This is a genomic window from Brevibacterium sp. NPDC049920, assembly GCF_040656435.1.
Classification (GTDB): Bacteria; Actinomycetota; Actinomycetes; order Actinomycetales; family Brevibacteriaceae; genus Brevibacterium; species Brevibacterium pityocampae.
Map to the genome: position 1 here is coordinate 1 of NZ_JBFAMF010000010.1, position 17754 is coordinate 17754.

Annotated in this window: 16 protein-coding genes; 13 read left to right on the top strand and 3 right to left on the bottom strand. The window is 71.6% G+C overall.

Annotated features, from left to right (window positions below; genetic code table 11):
* Window positions 1–548: 548 nt before the first annotated feature.
* Complete coding sequence (gdhA, locus tag AB0I45_RS10840) at window positions 549–1892, top strand: NADP-specific glutamate dehydrogenase (protein ID WP_175406908.1); 1344 nt, start codon at window positions 549–551, stop codon at window positions 1890–1892.
* Between the two features lie 100 nt (window positions 1893–1992).
* On the opposite strand, the gene AB0I45_RS10845 is transcribed toward gdhA, so the two are convergent.
* Window positions 1993–2613 (bottom strand): flavin reductase family protein, encoded by a 621-nt coding sequence (locus AB0I45_RS10845; protein ID WP_265809460.1) that lies wholly within the window; start codon window positions 2611–2613, stop codon window positions 1993–1995.
* 32 nt (window positions 2614–2645) lie between these two features.
* Here AB0I45_RS10845 and AB0I45_RS10850 point away from each other — a divergent pair, with 32 nt between their 5' ends.
* Window positions 2646–2906 (top strand): DUF3039 domain-containing protein, encoded by a 261-nt coding sequence (locus tag AB0I45_RS10850; protein WP_137319122.1) that lies wholly within the window; start codon window positions 2646–2648, stop codon window positions 2904–2906.
* Entirely contained in the window at window positions 2907–4697 is a 1791-nt protein-coding gene (locus tag AB0I45_RS10855) for a DEAD/DEAH box helicase (protein ID WP_265809461.1), read from the top strand.
* 9 nt (window positions 4698–4706) lie between these two features.
* On the opposite strand, the gene AB0I45_RS10860 is transcribed toward AB0I45_RS10855, so the two are convergent.
* Window positions 4707–6026, bottom strand: a complete 1320-nt coding sequence (locus tag AB0I45_RS10860) for a nicotinate phosphoribosyltransferase (protein WP_247618785.1) — start codon at window positions 6024–6026, stop codon at window positions 4707–4709.
* Between the two features lie 96 nt (window positions 6027–6122).
* Here AB0I45_RS10860 and clpS point away from each other — a divergent pair, with 96 nt between their 5' ends.
* From clpS to AB0I45_RS10910, 10 genes are all read left to right on the top strand, one after another.
* Entirely contained in the window at window positions 6123–6407 is a 285-nt protein-coding gene (gene clpS, locus AB0I45_RS10865; RefSeq protein WP_247618848.1) for an ATP-dependent Clp protease adapter ClpS, read from the top strand.
* Complete coding sequence (locus AB0I45_RS10870) at window positions 6408–6998, top strand: DUF2017 domain-containing protein (RefSeq protein WP_137319126.1); 591 nt, start codon at window positions 6408–6410, stop codon at window positions 6996–6998. It begins immediately after the preceding gene.
* Window positions 6998–7864, top strand: a complete 867-nt coding sequence (locus tag AB0I45_RS10875) for an MBL fold metallo-hydrolase (protein ID WP_137319127.1) — start codon at window positions 6998–7000, stop codon at window positions 7862–7864. The genes AB0I45_RS10870 and AB0I45_RS10875 overlap by 1 nt, the downstream gene beginning before the upstream one ends.
* Complete coding sequence (gene rph, locus AB0I45_RS10880; protein ID WP_137319128.1) at window positions 7861–8598, top strand: ribonuclease PH; 738 nt, start codon at window positions 7861–7863, stop codon at window positions 8596–8598. The genes AB0I45_RS10875 and rph overlap by 4 nt, the downstream gene beginning before the upstream one ends.
* Window positions 8598–9203, top strand: a complete 606-nt coding sequence (gene rdgB, locus AB0I45_RS10885) for an RdgB/HAM1 family non-canonical purine NTP pyrophosphatase (RefSeq protein ID WP_247618787.1) — start codon at window positions 8598–8600, stop codon at window positions 9201–9203. The genes rph and rdgB overlap by 1 nt, the downstream gene beginning before the upstream one ends.
* 215 nt (window positions 9204–9418) lie before the next feature.
* The gene (locus AB0I45_RS10890) at window positions 9419–10933 is read left to right on the top strand and encodes an ABC transporter substrate-binding protein (protein WP_247618788.1); all 1515 of its coding nucleotides are present in this window, start codon (window positions 9419–9421) and stop codon (window positions 10931–10933) included.
* A gap of 19 nt (window positions 10934–10952) precedes the next feature.
* Entirely contained in the window at window positions 10953–11900 is a 948-nt protein-coding gene (locus tag AB0I45_RS10895; protein ID WP_137319131.1) for an ABC transporter permease, read from the top strand.
* A complete protein-coding gene (locus AB0I45_RS10900; protein WP_137319132.1) occupies window positions 11897–12943 on the top strand; it encodes an ABC transporter permease in 1047 nt (348 codons plus the stop codon). The genes AB0I45_RS10895 and AB0I45_RS10900 overlap by 4 nt, the downstream gene beginning before the upstream one ends.
* 1 nt (window position 12944) lies before the next feature.
* Window positions 12945–14789: an ABC transporter ATP-binding protein gene (locus tag AB0I45_RS10905; RefSeq protein WP_137319133.1), complete on the top strand. Its 1845-nt coding sequence runs from the start codon at window positions 12945–12947 to the stop codon at window positions 14787–14789.
* Window positions 14786–16183: an amidase gene (locus tag AB0I45_RS10910; protein ID WP_345032057.1), complete on the top strand. Its 1398-nt coding sequence runs from the start codon at window positions 14786–14788 to the stop codon at window positions 16181–16183. Before AB0I45_RS10905 ends, AB0I45_RS10910 begins: the two co-directional genes overlap by 4 nt.
* Window positions 16184–16306: 123 nt before the next feature.
* Here the strand turns inward: AB0I45_RS10910 and AB0I45_RS10915 are convergent, their stop codons facing one another.
* Window positions 16307–17545, bottom strand: a complete 1239-nt coding sequence (locus tag AB0I45_RS10915) for a hypothetical protein (RefSeq protein WP_137319135.1) — start codon at window positions 17543–17545, stop codon at window positions 16307–16309.
* Window positions 17546–17754: the final 209 nt, after the last annotated feature.

Consider the following 17754-nt stretch of genomic DNA (forward strand, 5'->3'; position numbering starts at 1 on the left):
GGGGCCTTCGCCCATTCACCACCAAGCACACCCCGGTCGGGGTGTGCCTTCGCGCATTCACCCACGAAGCACCACCCACCGATAGGAGACCCCGGAACCGCGGGTTCCGGTGGCTGCCCTTCGTCGCCCCGGGGTCGGCACCATCTTCGGTCCGTGAACCCTGCGGGTCCCGCCACCCATCACGTCCATTGGGGCGCGGATGCAGCTCCCAGCATTCGTGGTGTCTTCCTTGATGCTGCCGGCTCCCCGAATGTGCTCCGGTCCTGCTTGGCATCGCGGGCACCTCGACCCCGGATGCCGACGTCTCACCAAGATCCCTCGTTGCTGGCCGGCGAGTGCGCTACCCGGTGTCAGTGCGTTGTCTCTGCGGTTGAGGGCGCGTCCCGGGCTGCGGGTCGGTCGCGGGGCTTCCGGTCGGCCACGGTGACCTTGCACAGATCGGCTGTTCCGCTCTCAGGAACCTTCGGATATTGACCTCTGGAGGGGCGGGAGTCTCGGGGGATGGGCTGGGTGATGGACCAATCGGTCGACCGCATATCATTGCACTCATGTCCTTGCATACCAGTCTTCAGCCGATCTTCGACACCGTCCTGCGGAGGAACCCCGGCGAGTCCGAGTTCCACCAGGCCGCGCACGAGGTTCTGCACTCCCTCGGAGCCGTCGTCGAGAAGCACCCCGAGTACCTCTCGCTCGCCGCGATCGAACGTCTCTGCGAACCCGAGCGCCAGATCATCTTCCGGGTGCCCTGGGTCGACGACAGCGGCCAGGTGCAGATCAACCGTGCCTACCGCGTGGAGTTCAACTCCTCGCTCGGCCCCTACAAGGGCGGCATGCGCTTCCACCCGACCGTGAACTCCGGCATCATCAAGTTCCTCGGCTTCGAGCAGACCTTCAAGAACGCGCTCACCGGCATGCCGATCGGCGGCGGTAAGGGCGGCTCCGACTTCGACCCCAAGGGTCGCAGCGATCTCGAGATCATGCGCTTCTGCCAGTCGCTCATGACGGAGCTCTACCGGCACATCGGCGAGTACACCGACGTGCCGGCCGGCGACATCGGCGTAGGCGAGCGCGAGATCGGCTATCTGTTCGGCCAGTTCCGCCGCATCACCAATCGCTTCGAGGCCGGCGTGCTCACCGGCAAGGGGCTGGCCTACGGCGGATCGATGGTCCGCACCGAGGCCACCGGCTACGGCCTCGTGTTCTTCGTCCGCGAGATGCTCGCCGTCCGCGGCATCGACCTCGGCAGCAAGTCCGTCGTCGTCTCCGGCTCCGGCAACGTGGCGATCCACGCCGCGGAGAAGGCCCAGGCGCTCGGCGCCACGGTCATCGGCATGTCGGACTCCTCGGGCTACATCGAGGACCGCGAGGGCATCGACATCGCGCTCATGAAGCAGATCAAGCTCACCGACGGGCTGCGGATCTCCGAGTACGCGGAGCAGCGCTCGAGCGCCCGCTACGTCGAGGACGGCAACGTGTGGGAGATCAGCACCGACATCGCCCTGCCGTGCGCCACCCAGAACGAGCTCGACGAGGATTCGGCCCGGGCGCTCGTCGCCGGCGGCGTGGTCGCCGTGGCGGAGGGCGCGAACATGCCGTGCACCCCGGCCGCCGTGCGGATCTTCACCGAGGGCAACGTGCTGTTCGGCCCCGGTAAGGCCGCGAACGCCGGCGGCGTGGCCACGAGCGCCCTCGAGATGCAGCAGAACGCCTCGCGCGACAGCTGGGACTTCGCCTACACCGAGCACAAGCTCGACGAGATCATGTCCGGCATCCACGAGCGCTGCGCGGCCGCCGCCGAGCAGTACGGCACCCCCGGTGACTACGTTGCCGGGGCGAACATCGCCGGCTTCGTGCGCGTCGCCGAGGCGATGCGGGCCCAGGGAGTCGTCTGAGCCGCGTACCGCCCGGCGTCCTCTCCCCGCAGACCCCGTAAGGCAGGGAACAGGGCCGAGCGGTCGCGTCGGCGCGGTCGGGACCCGGGTGCCGGGAGCCCTACGAGGAGCCGGCGCGGGGCGCGAACGTCCCGTACCCCTCCCCGAACCGGATGAGCGGACGGCCGGTGCCCCGGGCGCCGGCCGTTCCGCATGCCCGGACCTCGCCGACGATGAGCGTGTGCGTGGCGACCTCCAGCCGCTGCGTCAGCGCGAGCTCGAACCACACCGGCGCCTCGGCGACGATCGGCAGCCCGCCGGGGGAGCGGAAGGTCGGGACCGGGTCGAGGACGCCGTGGAGCGGCTGCCCGGGCTCGCCCAGCCACTGCGCCGTCCCCTTCTGCTGCGCGGACAGGACGCTGAGCGCCCAGGAGTCGGCGCGCTCGAGCGCCTCCATCATCCGCGAGCCGCTGTACACGCTCACCGCCATCGTCGGCGGGTCCCATGACACGTCGAGGAACGAGTCGACGGTGATCGCCTGCGGTTTCCCGGCGCGCAGGCATGTGAGAACCGCGACACTCCGGGAGATCTCCGCGGCCAGACCCCGGTAGGCGTCGACGAACCCCGGGTCCCCGACGGACGCGGAACGGCCTGGTAGGCGCGCCTCCGGGGACGCCGGAGACGGGTCGGCGGGTGCGGCGGACGGGCCGCCGGCGGGTGCGGGGCGAGGGTCGTCGGACATGCACTCCAGTCTAGGAGTCCTAGAATGGGGGCATGTCCGAAACCATTCCGCAGTCCGGCGGCGCCGCCACGATCGAGCGCCAGGCCCAGGAGCAGCTCGTCGAGCCCGGCGACCACGAGCGCTTCTCCCACTACGCACCCAAGGCGAAGATCATGGAGTCCATGGTCACCGGCACCCCGCTCATCGCGCTGTGCGGCAAGGTGTGGGTGCCCACCCGTGATCCCGAGCGGTTCCCGGTGTGCCCCAAGTGCAAGGAGATCTTCGAGACGATGCCCGAAGGACCCCAGGAGTAGATGACGGGTCCGCAGAGGGTCCCGGGAACCTCAGCGGCAGAGCACCTGCCACCCGCCTTCCCCGAACGCGCCGCGTGGGGAACAGCGGGCAAGCTGCGTGCCTGGCAGGCCGAGGCCCTGGAGCAGTACTTCCGCACCGAACCGCGCGACTTCCTCGCCGTCGCCACGCCCGGCGCCGGCAAGACGACGTTCGCCCTCCGGCTGGCCGCCGAGCTCCTCGCCCAGCAGAAGGTCGACCGGGTGACCGTCGTCGCGCCCACCGAGCACCTCAAGACGCAGTGGGCCGACGCCGCCGGGCGCGTGGGCATCCGGCTCGACCCGCACTTCAAGAACAGCCAGGGCCGCCACGGCGTCGGCTTCCACGGTGTGGCGGTGACCTACGCGCAGGTCGCGGCGAAGCCGGTGCTCCACCACAACCGGACCGCGGCCGCGCGCACCCTCGTCATCCTCGACGAGATCCACCACGCCGGCGACAGCCTGTCCTGGGGCGAGGCGATCCGGGAGGCCTTCGAGCCCGCCCGGCGCCGGCTGTCGCTCACCGGCACGCCCTTCCGCTCCGACACCTCGGCGATCCCGTTCGTCGAGTACGCGCCCGACGACGAGGGCATCCGCACCTCCCAGTCGGACTACTCCTACGGCTACTCCCGGGCGCTCAGCGACGGCGTGGTGCGCCCGGTGATCTTCATGACGTACTCCGGCCAGATGCGCTGGCGGACGAAGACCGGCGACGAGATGTCGGCGGTGCTCGGCGCCGAGGCGACGAAGGACATCCACGCCCAGGCCTGGCGCACCGCGCTCGACCCCAGGGGCGAATGGATCCCCGCCGTGCTCACCGCCGCGGACCGGCGCCTCACCGAGGTCCGCCGCACCGTCCCCGACGCCGGCGGGCTCGTCATCGCCACCGATCAGGAGACCGCGCGCGCCTATGCGAAGCGCCTCACGGAGCTGACCGGGGAGCCGGTCACCGTCGTCCTGTCCGACGAGGCCGGAGCGAGCCGGCGGATCGAGGAGTTCCAGGACTCCGAGCGCCGCTGGATGGTCGCCGTGCGGATGGTGTCCGAGGGCGTCGACGTGCCGCGGCTCGCCGTCGGCGTGTATGCCACCTCCTCTTCGACCCCGCTGTTCTTCGCGCAGGCGATCGGCCGCTTCGTGCGCGCCCGGCGGCGTGGGGAGACCGCCTCGATCTTCCTCCCAAGCGTGCCGATCCTCCTCGCACTGGCCAACCAGCTCGAGGCCGAGCGCGACCACGCGCTCGATCGGAAGCCGGACCCCGACGACGACGGCACGGTGACCTTCGACGACGAGGCGCTCGAGCGCGCCAATCAGTCGGAGTCCGCCCCCGACGACCTGCTCGGGGCCTTCGAGGCCCTCGACGCACAGGCGTCGTTCGATCGGGTGCTGTTCGACGGCGGCGAGTTCGGCGCCGGGGGAGCGGTCGGCTCGGACGACGAGCTCGACTTCATCGGCCTGCCCGGCCTGCTCGAACCCGACCAGGTCACCGCGCTGCTGCGCACCCGCCAGGCCGAGCAGACGAAGCGCAAGACCAACGGGGCCGGACCCGGGCCGGTCGCCGACACCGGCGACGAGCTCGAGCACCGCGCGCTCAAGGAGGAGCGGAACCAGCTGCAGAGCCTCGTCGGCGCCTGGGCGCGCCGTACGGGCAAGCCGCACGGCAAGATCCACGTCGAGCTCCGCGCCGCCTGCGGCGGGCCGGCGGTCGCGCAGGCGAGCCGCGCACAGATCCAGGCCCGGATCAAGAAGCTCCAGGCCTGGTTCGTCGGCCGCTCCTGAGCCGGCGGCTCAGCCGGAGTAGTACACCGTGGGGATCGCCGGCTCGCCGTCCTGCAGGCGGTGCGCCGAGCGCGGCAGCTCGCCGACGGACTCCGCGTGCCGCACCTGCGCGCGGCGCACGCCCTCGGCCCCGGTGAACGCGTCGTCGATCTCCCCGTCGACGACGAGGTCGACGAGCAGCGCCCGGCCGTCGAAGTCCGCCGGGAGAGCGGGAACGCCGATCGACTCCTCGGTCGCGATCGACCCGTCGTAGCTGCGCACCGCCTGCTTGATGCCGCCGTGCGAGGCCTTGGACTTCGACGCCTTCTCCACCGATACCCAGGTGCCTTCGGCTCCCTGGCGTGCGACGAGCTTGTAGACGAGACTCGCCGTCGGTGCGCCGGAGCCGGTGACCACGCGGGTGCCGACCCCGTAGGCGTCGACCGGGGCGGCCTGCAGCGCGGCGATCGCGTACTCGTCGAGATCGCTCGTCACGGTGATCTTGGTGTTCCGCGCCCCCCGCGCGTCGAGCTTCTCGCGCACCTCGTGGGCCTGGATCCCGAGGTCGCCGGAGTCGAGCCGCACCCCGCCGAGCTCCGGGCCGGCGATCTCGATCGCGGTGTCGAGCGCGGTGTCGACGTCGTAGGTGTCGAGGAGGAGGATCGTGTCCTTCCCGAGCGAGTCCACCTGGGCGGCGAAGGCCTGCCGCTCGGTGTCGTGGAGGAGGGTGAAGGAATGGGCCGAGGTGCCGATCGTGCGCAGGCCGTAGCGGCGCCCGGCCTCGAGGTTCGACGTCGATGCGAAACCGGCGATGACGGCGGCGCGCGCGGCGGCGACGGCGGCGGCCTCATGGGTGCGGCGCGAGCCCATCTCCGCGCACGGCCGGTCCCCGGCGGCGCCGCTCATCCGGGAGGCCGCCGAGGCCACCGCGGTGTCGTAGTTGAGGGCGGACAGGATGAGGGTCTCGAGCACGACGCCCTCGGCGAAGCTCGATTCCACGGACAGCAGCGGCGATCCGGGGAAATAGACCTCGCCCTCGGCGTAGCCGCGGATCGTGCCGCTGAACCGGTAGTCGGCGAGCCAGTCGAGGGTGGGGGCGTCGACGACGCCCGTGCTGCGGAGGAAGTCGATCTCTTCACCCGTGAAGCGGAAGTCCCGGAGCATCTCGAGGATCCGACCGGTGCCGGCGACCACACCGTAGCGGCGACCGTGCGGCAGCCGTCTGCCGAACACCTCGAACACGCTGCGTCGCTGCGCGGTGCCCGCGGCGAGCGCGGCCTGGAGCATGGTGAGCTCGTAGTGGTCGGTGAACAGCGCCGTCGACGGCGACGAGGGTGTGAGATCACTCATAAGGACGATCCTATTGCACACTTCCGGGCCGTCGAGCTGCGCGGGATCGCTTACAGTGGACGGGTGACATCCACCTCCGCGGGCTCCCAGGCCGTACTGGAACCTGAGGTCGAGGTCCGGACCGGGACCCGGCCGGAGACCCCCTGGGTGACCATCGTGTTCAACGATCCGGTCAATCTCATGAGCTATGTCACCTACGTCTTCCAGAGCTACTTCGGCTACTCCCGCCTCAAGTCGGAGAAGCTCATGTACGAGGTCCACGAGGACGGCCGCTCCGTCGTCGCCACCGGCTCCCGCGAGCAGATGGAGCGCGACACCGCGGCGATGCACGGGTTCGGCCTGTGGGCCGCCTGTCGCCGGGCCGACCAGGGAGACTCCTGAGTGAAGATCACCCCCGGACCCCGCGGCACCGCCCGCCTCGATCTCAGCAGCGCGGAGAAGAGCGTCTTCGTCTCCGTGTTCTCCGACACCGCCGCCCTGCTCGGCCATGACGAGGGACGGGACGCCGGTGAGCTCAGCGAGGCCGAGCAGCTCGCCCGGCTCGTCGGGATGGGCGGCGAGGTCGAGCGCCCCACCGACCCCGCACTCCTGCGGCTCCTGCCCGACGTCGACCCCGACGATCCCGAGCGCTCCGCGGAGTTCCGCCGCCTCACCGACCTCGACCTCCGCGAGTCCAAGCTCGCCAATCTCCGGATCGCCCTCCACTCGCTCGGGGCGAGCGGCCGCGTCGAGCTCGACGGTCCCGCGCAGCGCGCATGGCTGACCGCGCTCACCGATGTGCGGCTCGTCGTCGCGAGCCGGCTCGGTCTCGAGACCGACGCCGACCTCGAGGACCTCTACGCCCGCGAGGAGGAGCTGCCCGACAGCGAGGCGATGCTCGTCACCGTGTACGACTTCCTGACCTGGGCGCAGGAGCGCCTGGCCGGGATCCTGCTCGACTCCCTCACCCCACCCGAGAAAGAGGACCCCTGATGCGGCTCACCGCGATCGGCACCTCGGGCTCGTTCCCCGGACCCACCTCGGCGGCGAGCTGCTACCTCCTCGAAGCCGAGGCGGGCGGCCGCACGCACCGGATCCTGCTCGACCTCGGCAGCGGTGCGCTGGGCGCGCTCCAGGCCCACTGCTCTCCGGCCCAGATCGACGCCGTCGTCCTCACCCACCTCCACCCGGACCACTGCCTCGACGTCACCGGCCTCTACGTCCATCGCTGCTACGACCCCGATCACTTCTTCACCACCGGGGAACCCGGCGGCGGGCGCGCCCCGCTCCCGGTGTGGGGGCCGGCCGGCACCGAGCGGCGGCTCGCCGCGGCCTACCACACCGACCCGGGGCTGAGCCCGTGCGCCGAGCAGGCGCACGAGACCGACCTCACCACGGTGTTCGCCTTCCACGACATCACGCCCGGGGCCCGCTTCGAGGTGGGGCCCTTCGCGATCGAGTCCTTCCTCGTCGATCACCCGGTGGAGGCCTACGCCCTGCGGGTCACCGGGCCCGACGGCGGCGTGCTCACCTACTCCGGGGACTCCGACGAGTGCGAGGCGCTCGTCGCCGCCGCCCGGGACGCCGACGTGTTCCTGTGCGAGGCGGCGTTCCAGGAGGACCGCGACACGGTGCGCGGCATCCACCTCACGGGCCTGCGCGCCGGCCGGGTCGCGACCGCGGCCGCGGCACGGGCGCTCGTCCTCACCCACATCCCGCCGTGGACCGACACCGGGACCGTGCGCGCCGAAGCCGCGGCCGAATTCGCCGGCCCGATCGGCGTCGCCGCCCCCGGCGGCGCCTGGACCATCGACCCCATCCCGGCCGCCGGCCGGCCCACCTTCGAGGAGACCCGATGACACGACCCGACGGACGCGCAGTCGACGAGCTGCGCGAGGTGCGGATCACCCGCGGCTGGCTCGACCATGCGGAGGGGAGCGTGCTCGTCGAGTTCGGGCGCACCCGGGTGCTCTGCGCGGCTTCACTCACCGAGGGCGTGCCCCGCTGGCTCAAGGGCCAGGGACGCGGCTGGGTGACCGCTGAGTACGCGATGCTCCCGCGCGCCACGAACACCCGCAGCGCGCGCGAATCGATCAAGGGCAAGGTCGGCGGCCGGACGCACGAGATCTCCCGCCTCATCGGCCGCGCGCTGCGCGCGGTGGTCGACATGAAGGCGCTCGGGGAGAACACCCTGCAGCTCGACTGCGACGTGCTCCAGGCCGACGGCGGCACCCGCACCGCGGCGATCACCGGGGCCTACGTCGCGCTCGCCGATGCGATCTCCACCGGCCGCAGTCGCGGCTGGATCCCCGCCGCGGTCGACCCGCTCACCGACTCCGTCGCCGCGGTGAGCGTGGGGATCGTCGACGGCACCGCGGTCCTCGACCTGCCCTATGTCGAGGACTCCACCGCGCAGACCGACATGAACGTCGTGATGACCGGCTCCGGCGCCTTCGTCGAGGTGCAGGGCACTGCCGAGGGCGCGCCGTTCGACCGCACCGAGCTCGGCACCATGCTCGACCTCGCGACCACCGGCTGCGCCCGGCTCACCGAGATCCAGCGCACCGCGCTCGCCGCCCCGCTGGAGCGCTGATGACCCGGCGCTTCGTGCTCGCGACCCGCAACGAGAAGAAGCGGGTCGAGCTCGCCGCGATCCTGGGGCAGGCGCTGGGCGAGGACGTCGAGGTGCTCACCGCTGCCGACCTCGACCTGCCCGAGGTCGCCGAGACCGGCGTGACCTTCGAGGCCAACGCCCTGCTCAAGGCGCACTCGGCGGCCGCGGCCTCCGGGCTGCCGGCGATCGCCGACGACTCCGGGCTCGCCGTCGACGTGCTCGGCGGGGCGCCCGGGATCTTCTCCGCCCGCTGGGCCGGCCGCCACGGCGACGACGCCGCGAACCTCCGGCTGCTCCTCGACCAGCTCGCCGACGTGCCCGATGAGCACCGCGGCGCGGCCTTCGTGTGCGCCGCGGCCTACGTCGGACCCGACGGGGCGGAGCGGGTGCACCGGGGCCGGTTCACCGGCCGCCTCATCCGCTCGCCGCGCGGGGACAACGGCTTCGGCTACGACCCGATCTTCGTCCCCGAGGGCGAGGAGCGCACCGCCGCAGAGCTCACCGCGGCGGAGAAGAACGCCCGGTCCCACCGGTTCCTCGCTCTCACCGCTCTCGCCGCGGACCTCCCGCCGGCGCTGCGCTGAGGCTGCGCCGGCCGCCTGCCCACACCGTCCGGACGGCGGGCGTCGACTGTCCGCACGGCGAGCGCCGGCGGCGGCCCGACATTCTGCGATCACCCTGCTGACCAGGACGTGATCTCCGCTACACTGTGATCCAGACTGGCCGAACGATCGTTCGGCACTCGGGTGCGCCCGGCAGCGGCGGCATCGCCGCGGGCACAGTGAGAATGAGGAGATCCATGGGACATCGTCGCGTCATCGGAACCCTGGCGGCCGCCGCCGCGATCGCGCTCACCGCGAGCGCATGCAGCGCCGGCGCGAGCAGCACGAGTGAGGGCGAGGGCGGCGAGTCCCGCACCGACATGGTCGTCGCGCACACCGCGGAGCCGGTCAACCTCGACTTCACCACGACAGCCGGTGCCGCCATCCCGCAGGCGCTCATGGAGAACGTCTACGAATCGCTCGTGCGGATCGACCAGTCCGGTGAGCTCCAGCCCGCGCTCGCGACGAGCTGGGAGGTCAGCGAGGACCGGACCGAGTACACCTTCGACCTGCAGGACGGGGTGACGTTCTCCAACGGGGACGAGTTCACCTCCTCCGACGTCAAGTTCTCGTACGAGCGCGTGAAGTCCGACGCCTGGCAGAACCAGCTCAAGACGAAGATGGACATCGTCGAGAGCATCGAGACGCCCGACGACTCCACCGTGACGATCACGCTCACCCAGCCCTCGAACCGCTGGCTGTTCGACCTCGCCTCGCTCGTCGGTGCGGTGTTCAGCGAGGACGCCGTCAACGACCTCGCGAACCAGGCCGTCGGCACCGGACCCTTCGAGGTCTCGGCCTTCACCCGCGGCCAGGAGATCGTGTTCGACGCCCGCGACGACTACTGGGGCGAGGCCCCGGCGCTCGAGGAGGTCACCTTCAAGTACTTCCGCGACTCCGTCGCCGCGACGAATGCGCTGCGCTCGGGGGAGGTCGACGTCATCGGCAACCTCCAGGCCCCCGAGCTCGCCGGCGAGCTCGAGTCCACCGAGTTCCAGGTCATCGAGGGGACCTCGAACGGTGAGGTCGTGCTCTCGATGAACAACGCCGACGGCGTGTTCGCCGACCAGAAGGCGCGCGAGGCGGTCCTCTACGCGATCGACGAGCAGACGATCCTCGACACCGCCTGGGGCGGCTACGGCACGCTCATCGGCGGCATGGTGCCGCCCACCGACCCCTACTACGAGGACCTCACCGGGGTGTGGGAGCACGACGTGGAGAAGGCCCAGGAGCTCGTCGAGGAGGCCGGGATCGCCGGCGAGGAGATCCGCTTCGCGGTGCCCAACCTCCCGTACGCCACCGCGATCGGCGACATCGTCGTGTCCCAGCTCGAGGAGGCCGGTCTGTCGGCGACGATCGAGTCCCAGGAGTTCCCGGCGGTGTGGCTCGACCGGACCTTCACCAACCACGACTACGACATGTCGGTGATCAACCACGTCGAGGCACGCGACATCCTCACCGTGTTCGGCGAGGGGTCCTACACCGGCTACGACCACACCCGGATCGACGAGCTCGCCGCGCAGGCCGATGCCGGCACCGAGGAGGAGTACGTCGAGGGCATGAAGGAGGTCGCCCGGACGATCACCGAGGACGCCGGAGCCGGCTTCGCCTTCCTCTTCCCCAACCTCATCGTCGCCGACCCCGCGGTGCAGGGCCTGCCGGAGAACTGGGTGTCCGACGCGTTCCCGATCGCCACGCTCTCGTGGAGCTGACGGCGGGATCCTGACACCGATGCTGCGCTATGTCCTCGTCCGGGTGCTCCAGTTCCTCCTCACCGCCTGGATCGCCTCGATCATCGTGTTCGCCCTCATGCAGGTGCTGCCCGGCAACGCCGCGCAGGTGGCGCTCGGCACGAACGCCACACCCGAGGCGGTCGCCCGGCTCGAGGCCGAGTACGGGCTCGACCGCCCCCTCGTCGTCCAGTACCTCGACTGGATCGGCGGGGTCGTCATCGGCGACTTCGGCCGCTCCTACGTCACCGAGGCCGACATCACCCCGGTGATCTCGGACTCGATCCAGGTCACGCTCATCGTCGTCATCGCCTCGATGGCGCTCGCGCTGCTCATCGCGGTGCCGCTCGGCACCGCCGCCGCGGTGTTCCACAACCGTGCCGCCGGCGTGGCGATCTCCGGCGCCTCGCAGGTGGGCATCGCGATCCCGAACTTCCTCGCCGCGATCATCCTGGTGATGATCTTCTCGCTCGGCCTCGGCTGGTTCCCGTCGAGCGGCTGGCGGGCCCCGATCGAGGGGATCGGGGAGTTCCTCGAGCGGCTCGTCCTGCCCGTCACCGCGCTCGCGCTCGTGCAGGCCGCGATCCTCACCCGCTACGTGCGCTCGGCCGTGCTCGAGGTCATGCGCGAGGACTTCCTCCGCACCGCCCGCGCCAAGGGGCTCACCGCCGGCCGCGCGCTCGTCAAGCACGGCCTGCGCAACGCCGCGATCCCGGTCGTCACCGTCGCCGGCGTGCAGCTGGCCACGCTGCTCATCGGCGCCGTCGTCATCGAACAGGTGTTCGTGCTGCCGGGGATGGGCTCCGAGCTCGTCCGCGCCGTGTCCAACCGCGACCTCCTCACGGTGCAGGGCATCGTCATGGTGCTCGTCGTCCTCGTCCTGCTCCTCAACCTCATCGTCGATCTCCTCTACAGCGTGCTCGACCCGCGTGTCAGGAGGGCCGCATGACCCCCGAACCGCAGCACCCGGACCCCGCCGCTCCCGAACCGTCGGCGGCGGCGCGCACCGCTCCCGCCGCGACGGCCGGGTCAGCTCCGCGCAGTCCGATCCCGAACGGGAACGACCCTCGCAGCACCGACCAGCACGGCGCGGACCAGCACCGCACGGCCCCGGACGGCACCGACCCGGACAGCACCGATCCGACCGGCCCGGCGGCGCCCGCCCGGCAGCGGGTCGGCTGGAACGCCTCGCTCGTCATCGGGGTGGTGCTCGTCGGGATCGTCGTCCTCATGGCGCTCGTGTCCTACCTGTGGACCCCGTACGACCCGACGCAGGCCGTCCCGGACGACCGCCTGCAGGGGATGACGGGGGACCACTGGTTCGGCACCGACCGGTACGGCCGCGACACCTTCACCTGGATCATGTACGGCTCCCGGATCACCCTGCTCGTGGGCATCGTGTCCGTCGCGATCGCGATGCTCATCGGCGTACCGCTGGGCATCATCGCCGGGATGACGAACAGCGGGATCCTCTCCGGGCTCATCATGCGCGGCAACGACCTCCTGCTCGCGTTCCCGGCGCTCCTGCTCGCGATCGTGTTCTCCGCGGTCTACGGGCCGGGCACGGGACCGGCGATGGTGGCGCTCGGCATCGCCTCGATCCCGGGGTTCGCCCGCGTCGCCCGCTCGGGCACGATGCAGGTGATGAGCACCGAGTACGTCATGGCCGCGCGCGCTGCGAACCGGCGTGCGCCGGCGATCGCCGCGCGCCACGTGCTGCCGAACATCGCCGGGATGGTCGTCGTCCAGGGCTCGGTCGCGTTCGCGCTCGCCGTGCTCGCCGAGGCCGGCCTGTCGTTCCTGGGCCTCGGCACCCAGGCACCCACCCCGTCCTGGGGCCGGATGCTCCAGGAGTCCCAGCAGTTCCTCGGCACCCGGCCGGAGCTCGCACTGTTCCCCGGCCTGTTCATCGCGATCGCCGTGCTCGGCTTCAACCTGCTGGGCGACGGACTGCGCGACCGGATGGACCCCAAGCTCCGAGGACGGGAGTGAGATGAGCACACCGCACACACCCGCGGCCCGCGACACCGCGAACGGCGGCCCCGCGACGACGGACAGCACAGCGGACGCACCGCTCGTCGCCGTCGAGGACCTGACGATCAGCGCCGGCGGGCGCACCCTGCTCCACCCCACCTCGTTCGCCATCGGCGCCGGCGAGCGCGTCGGGCTGATCGGGGAATCCGGGTCGGGCAAATCGCTGACCTCGCAGGCGATCATGGGCCTGCTGCCCCAGGAGCTCACCGCGCGCGGCTCGATCGCGCTCGCAGGCGGCTCCGGCAACCTGCTGCAGCAGTCCGAATCGCAGCTCGCCCGGCTCCGCGGCCGGGAGATGAGCATGGTGTTCCAGGAGCCGATGAGCGCCCTCAACCCGCTCATGCGGGTGGGCGACCAGGTCGCCGAGGTCATGCGCATCCACCGCACCGCCGGTGCCGCACGCGCCCGGGAGCGCGCCGTCGAGCTGCTCGACAGCGTCCGGCTGCCCGACCCCGCAGCCGCCGCGCGCGCCTTCCCGCACCAGCTCTCCGGCGGCCAGCGCCAACGCGTCATGCTCGCCATGGCACTGGCGAACTCGCCCCGCCTGCTCATCTGCGATGAGCCGACCACCGCGCTCGACGTCACCGTCCAGGCGCAGGTCCTCGAACTCATCGGCGAGGCGGTCGAGAGGGAGAACACCGGGCTGCTGTTCATCACCCACGACCTCGCCGTCGTCGCCGGGGTGTGCGAGCGGGTCATGGTGATGTACCGCGGGGAGCTCGTCGAGTCCGGGACGAGCGAACAGATCTTCACCGACCCCCAGCACGAGTACACGCGCGGACTCCTCGCCGCCTCCGACCTCACCGCCACCGACGCACGCGGCCGCCTGTTCACCATTGCCACCGCCGCGCAGTACCACTCCGGCGCCGAGGCGGGCAGCGATACGGACAGCGACCCGGGCCGCACGACAGGCGCGGCGACGAGCACTCCGGCCGGCGAGGCGACGCGCGGGGGAGTGGGCACCTCGGCCGATCCCGATGCGCCGCTCATCGAGGTCACCGACCTCGTCAAGACCTACCGGCGGACCAAGTCCTCGCTGTTCGGACGCGCCGACGAGGTGCCCGCGCTCGGCGGGATCTCGCTCTCGATCCCCGCCGGCCGACGGTTCGGGATCGTCGGCGAGTCCGGCTCCGGCAAATCCACCCTGCTCAAGATCCTGTCCGGGCTCGACACCCCGACGAGCGGGCGCGTGCGCGTGGGCGACGTCGAGGTCGGTTCCGCCGGGGAAGCCGAGCTGCGCCGGATGCGCGAGGATCTGCAGATCGTGTTCCAGGATCCCTTCGCCTCCCTCGACCCCCGCATGCGGGTGGCCGACATCATCGCCGAGCCGCTCGTCCCGATGGGCGTCGCCGCCGGCGAGCGGCGCTCCCGCGTCGCCGACGTGCTGCAGGCGGTGGGCCTCGACGCCGATTCCGCGCAGCGCTACCCGCACCAGTTCTCCGGCGGGCAGCGGCAGCGTATCTCGATCGCACGCGCACTCGTGTGCCGACCGCGGATCCTCGTCGCCGACGAACCGGTGTCCGCACTCGACGTCTCCGTCCGCGCGCAGGTGCTCAACCTGCTCACCGACCTCGTCGAGGAGTACGCGCTCACACTGGTGTTCGTCTCCCACGACCTCGGAGTCGTGCGCCACCTGTGCTCCGACGTCGCGGTGATGCGCGGCGGGGAGATCGTGGAGTCCGGCCCCGTCGAGGAGATCTACACCGACCCCCAGCACCCGTACACGGCCGACCTCGTCGCCGCCACCCCGACCCTCGCGGCAGTCTTTGCCGACGCCGGATCCGACCCCAGGGAGCGACCATGACCTTCCCCCGCACTCTCGCCGACCTCTCCACCGCGGAGCTCGGCTCCGGCTACCAGGCCGGCGACTTCTCCCCGGGCGAGGTGCTCGACGCGGTCGCCGAACGGATCGCCGCGTGCGAACCGACGATCAACGCGCTGTGGCACGAGGACCTCGCCGCCGCGCGCTCCCGGGCGGAGGAATCCGGCGCCCGCTGGCGCTCCGGGCAGCCCCGCGGCGCGCTCGACGGGGTGCCGGTGACGATCAAGGAGAACATCGCCCGGAAGGGTGTGGCGATGCCCTCGGGTCACGCCGCCGGCGACCCGCAGCCCGCCGACCACGACGCTCCCATCACCGAGCGGCTGGAGGAGGCCGGGGCGATCATCGTCGGCTCCACGGTGATGCCCGACTGGGGGATGCTGTCCTCCGGGGTGTCCTCCCGGCACGGGATCACCCGGTCCCCGCTCGACCCGGCCCTCACCACCGGCGGCTCGTCCTCCGGGGCGGGTGCGGCGGCCGCCGCCGGCTACGGGCCGATCCACATCGGCTCCGACATCGGCGGCTCGATCCGGCTCCCCGGCACCTGGCTCGGTCTCGCCACCCTCAAGCCGAGCTTCGGTCGGATCCCGCTCGATGCCCCCTACCTGGGCCGCTGCGCCGGGCCGCTGGCCCGCACGGTCGACGACCTGCGCGCGGCGATGACCGTGATCGGGCGGCCCGATGCGCGCGACTACTCGCAGCTCCCGCCCTACTCGGGGGACTACCGGGTGCCGGACTTCTCCGTCAGTGGCCTGCGCGTCGCGGTGCACACCGAGGCGGGGTGCGGCATGCCCACCGACCCGGAGGTGGCCGCCGCCGTCGATGCCGCCGCGCAGCGCTTCGCGGACGCCGGGGCGCAGGTGACCCGGATCGCACCGTTCATGTCCGAGGAGCTGCTCGTCGACGTCGACCGGTTCTGGCGGGTGCGCTCCTGGGTCGACTACCACGGCCTCGACATCGAGGACCAGCGCCGGATCCTGCCCTATGTGGCCCGCTGGTGCACCGCCGGGGCCGATGTCCCCGGCGCGGAGCTGCTCCGCTGCTACCAGAGCATCCAGACGATGCGGCAGGCGACCGTCGCGGCGACCGAGCCCTTCGACCTCGTGCTGTCCCCGGTCGCGCCGGTGGCGGCGTTCCCGGCGGAGTGGCCGATGCCCTTCAACGATCCCGACCAGCCGATGGGGCACATCTCCTTCACCGTGCCCTACAACATGTCCGAGCAGCCGGCGGCGAGCGTCAACGCCGGGTACACGGCCGACGGGCGCACCGTGGGGCTGCAGCTCGCCGGCCGCCGCTTCGACGACGCCGGGGTGCTCGCCGCCGCGGAGTGGTTCGAGCGCTCCGCCGAAATCGCGGCACCGGAGCGCACCGTCGGCTGACCGCGGCCGCGGACCATCGTGCGCGGCAGCGCTCCCCGAGACCGCAGCGGCGGCCCCGGCCGAATGGCCGGGGCCGCCGCTGCATTCATCCCGCGAGGTGCGGGCCCGAAGCGCTGGGGCCGATCAGAAGAACGAGACCGAGACGGCGTCCCCCTCGATCGCGACCGAGCCGGAGACGCTGAGGTCACCGCTGCCGGTCCACGCTCCCTTGCCCTGCGTCTTGGAGTCCATTGTGAACTCGATCTTGCCGAGCGAGGAGGTGAAGAAGGAGCCGGCGGACAGATCCGAGCTCATCGTCGCGGAGACCTTGGGCTGCTTGCTGATCGTGTAGTCCACGCTGCCGTCCACCCCGTCGTCGAGCGCCTCGACGCCGGTCCGCGAGTCGGTGCCGCCGATGCCGAACGGGCAGCCCTCCGGCTCGAGGTCCTTCTTCTTCGCGCACTCGTTGAGCGCGTCCTCGACAGCCTTCTGCACGTCGGTGCTGAACGCGTCGGTGGCCTGCACGTCGATGGTCATCGACGCCGGCTGCGGCTGCTCGGTGGGGGAGAAGCCGACGGTGAGCTGATCCGATCCGGCCTGGAAGTACTTGCTCTCCGGGGTCGCCACCGCATAGGTGCCGGGCATCACCGCATACTCGGTGCGGCCGCCCTCCTCGGGGTTGAATTCCTCGCCGTTGACCGTGGCGCCCTCGATCTTGGGCAGCTCGACCGCGATCGTCTGCAGGACCGGGCCGGTGAGCACCCAGTTGTCGAAGAACAGGCCCTGGCGGCCCTCCTTGTTCGCGGTCAGGGTGAGCTCGTGCGGCTGGCCGCCGAGCGTGTAGACGGCGTCGATGGTGGCGGTGTCGCCGTTGATCGTCGTGTTCTCCACCGTCGCGTCGGTGATGACGTCCTCGGAGGCCGCGGCGAACTTCGGGTCGAGGAGCAGCTCGTTGGCACCGTCGGGCACGGTCGGCGCGGCGATCTCGTTCGCCGCCGCGATGTCCTGGTTCTCGAGCGCGGTGAGGTACTCCTGCGCGACGGTGTCCGGCCCGTACTGCGAGCGGTTGACCGAATTCACCACGATCGCGCCGATGACGACGAGGAGGATGACGACGCCCACGGCGGTGAGCGAGAGGATGAGCGGCAGCTTCGACTTCTTCTTCGCCTGCTGCTGCTCGGGCGGGACGTAACCCGGGGCCGGTGCCGGCTGCGGTGTCGCACCGGCGGCACCCATACCGGGGCCGGAGGCGGAGTAGGCCGGGGGAGGGGACCCCTGGGCCGGTCCCGAGGCGGAGTAGGCCGGGGGAGGGGTGCCGTGCTCCGGCTGTCCCCAGCCGCCGCCGGACTCGCCCTGCGGCGAGTAGCCGGGACGCGGCGGCACGCCACCGGGGCCTTTCGCCGGGGGGCCGGGCTGCTGCCAGCCCTGCGGACCGCGGGGATCGCCCGGGGAGCCAGGGGGGAGATTGCTTCCGGAGCTCATCAGGATCCGTTCCTCACAGTTGTCGGGGGGCATGGGACACTGGGATCAAAATTATCACGGAGGCCCGGACCGGGGTGTGTCGAAGCGGCAACATCCCATGACGGTTCGGG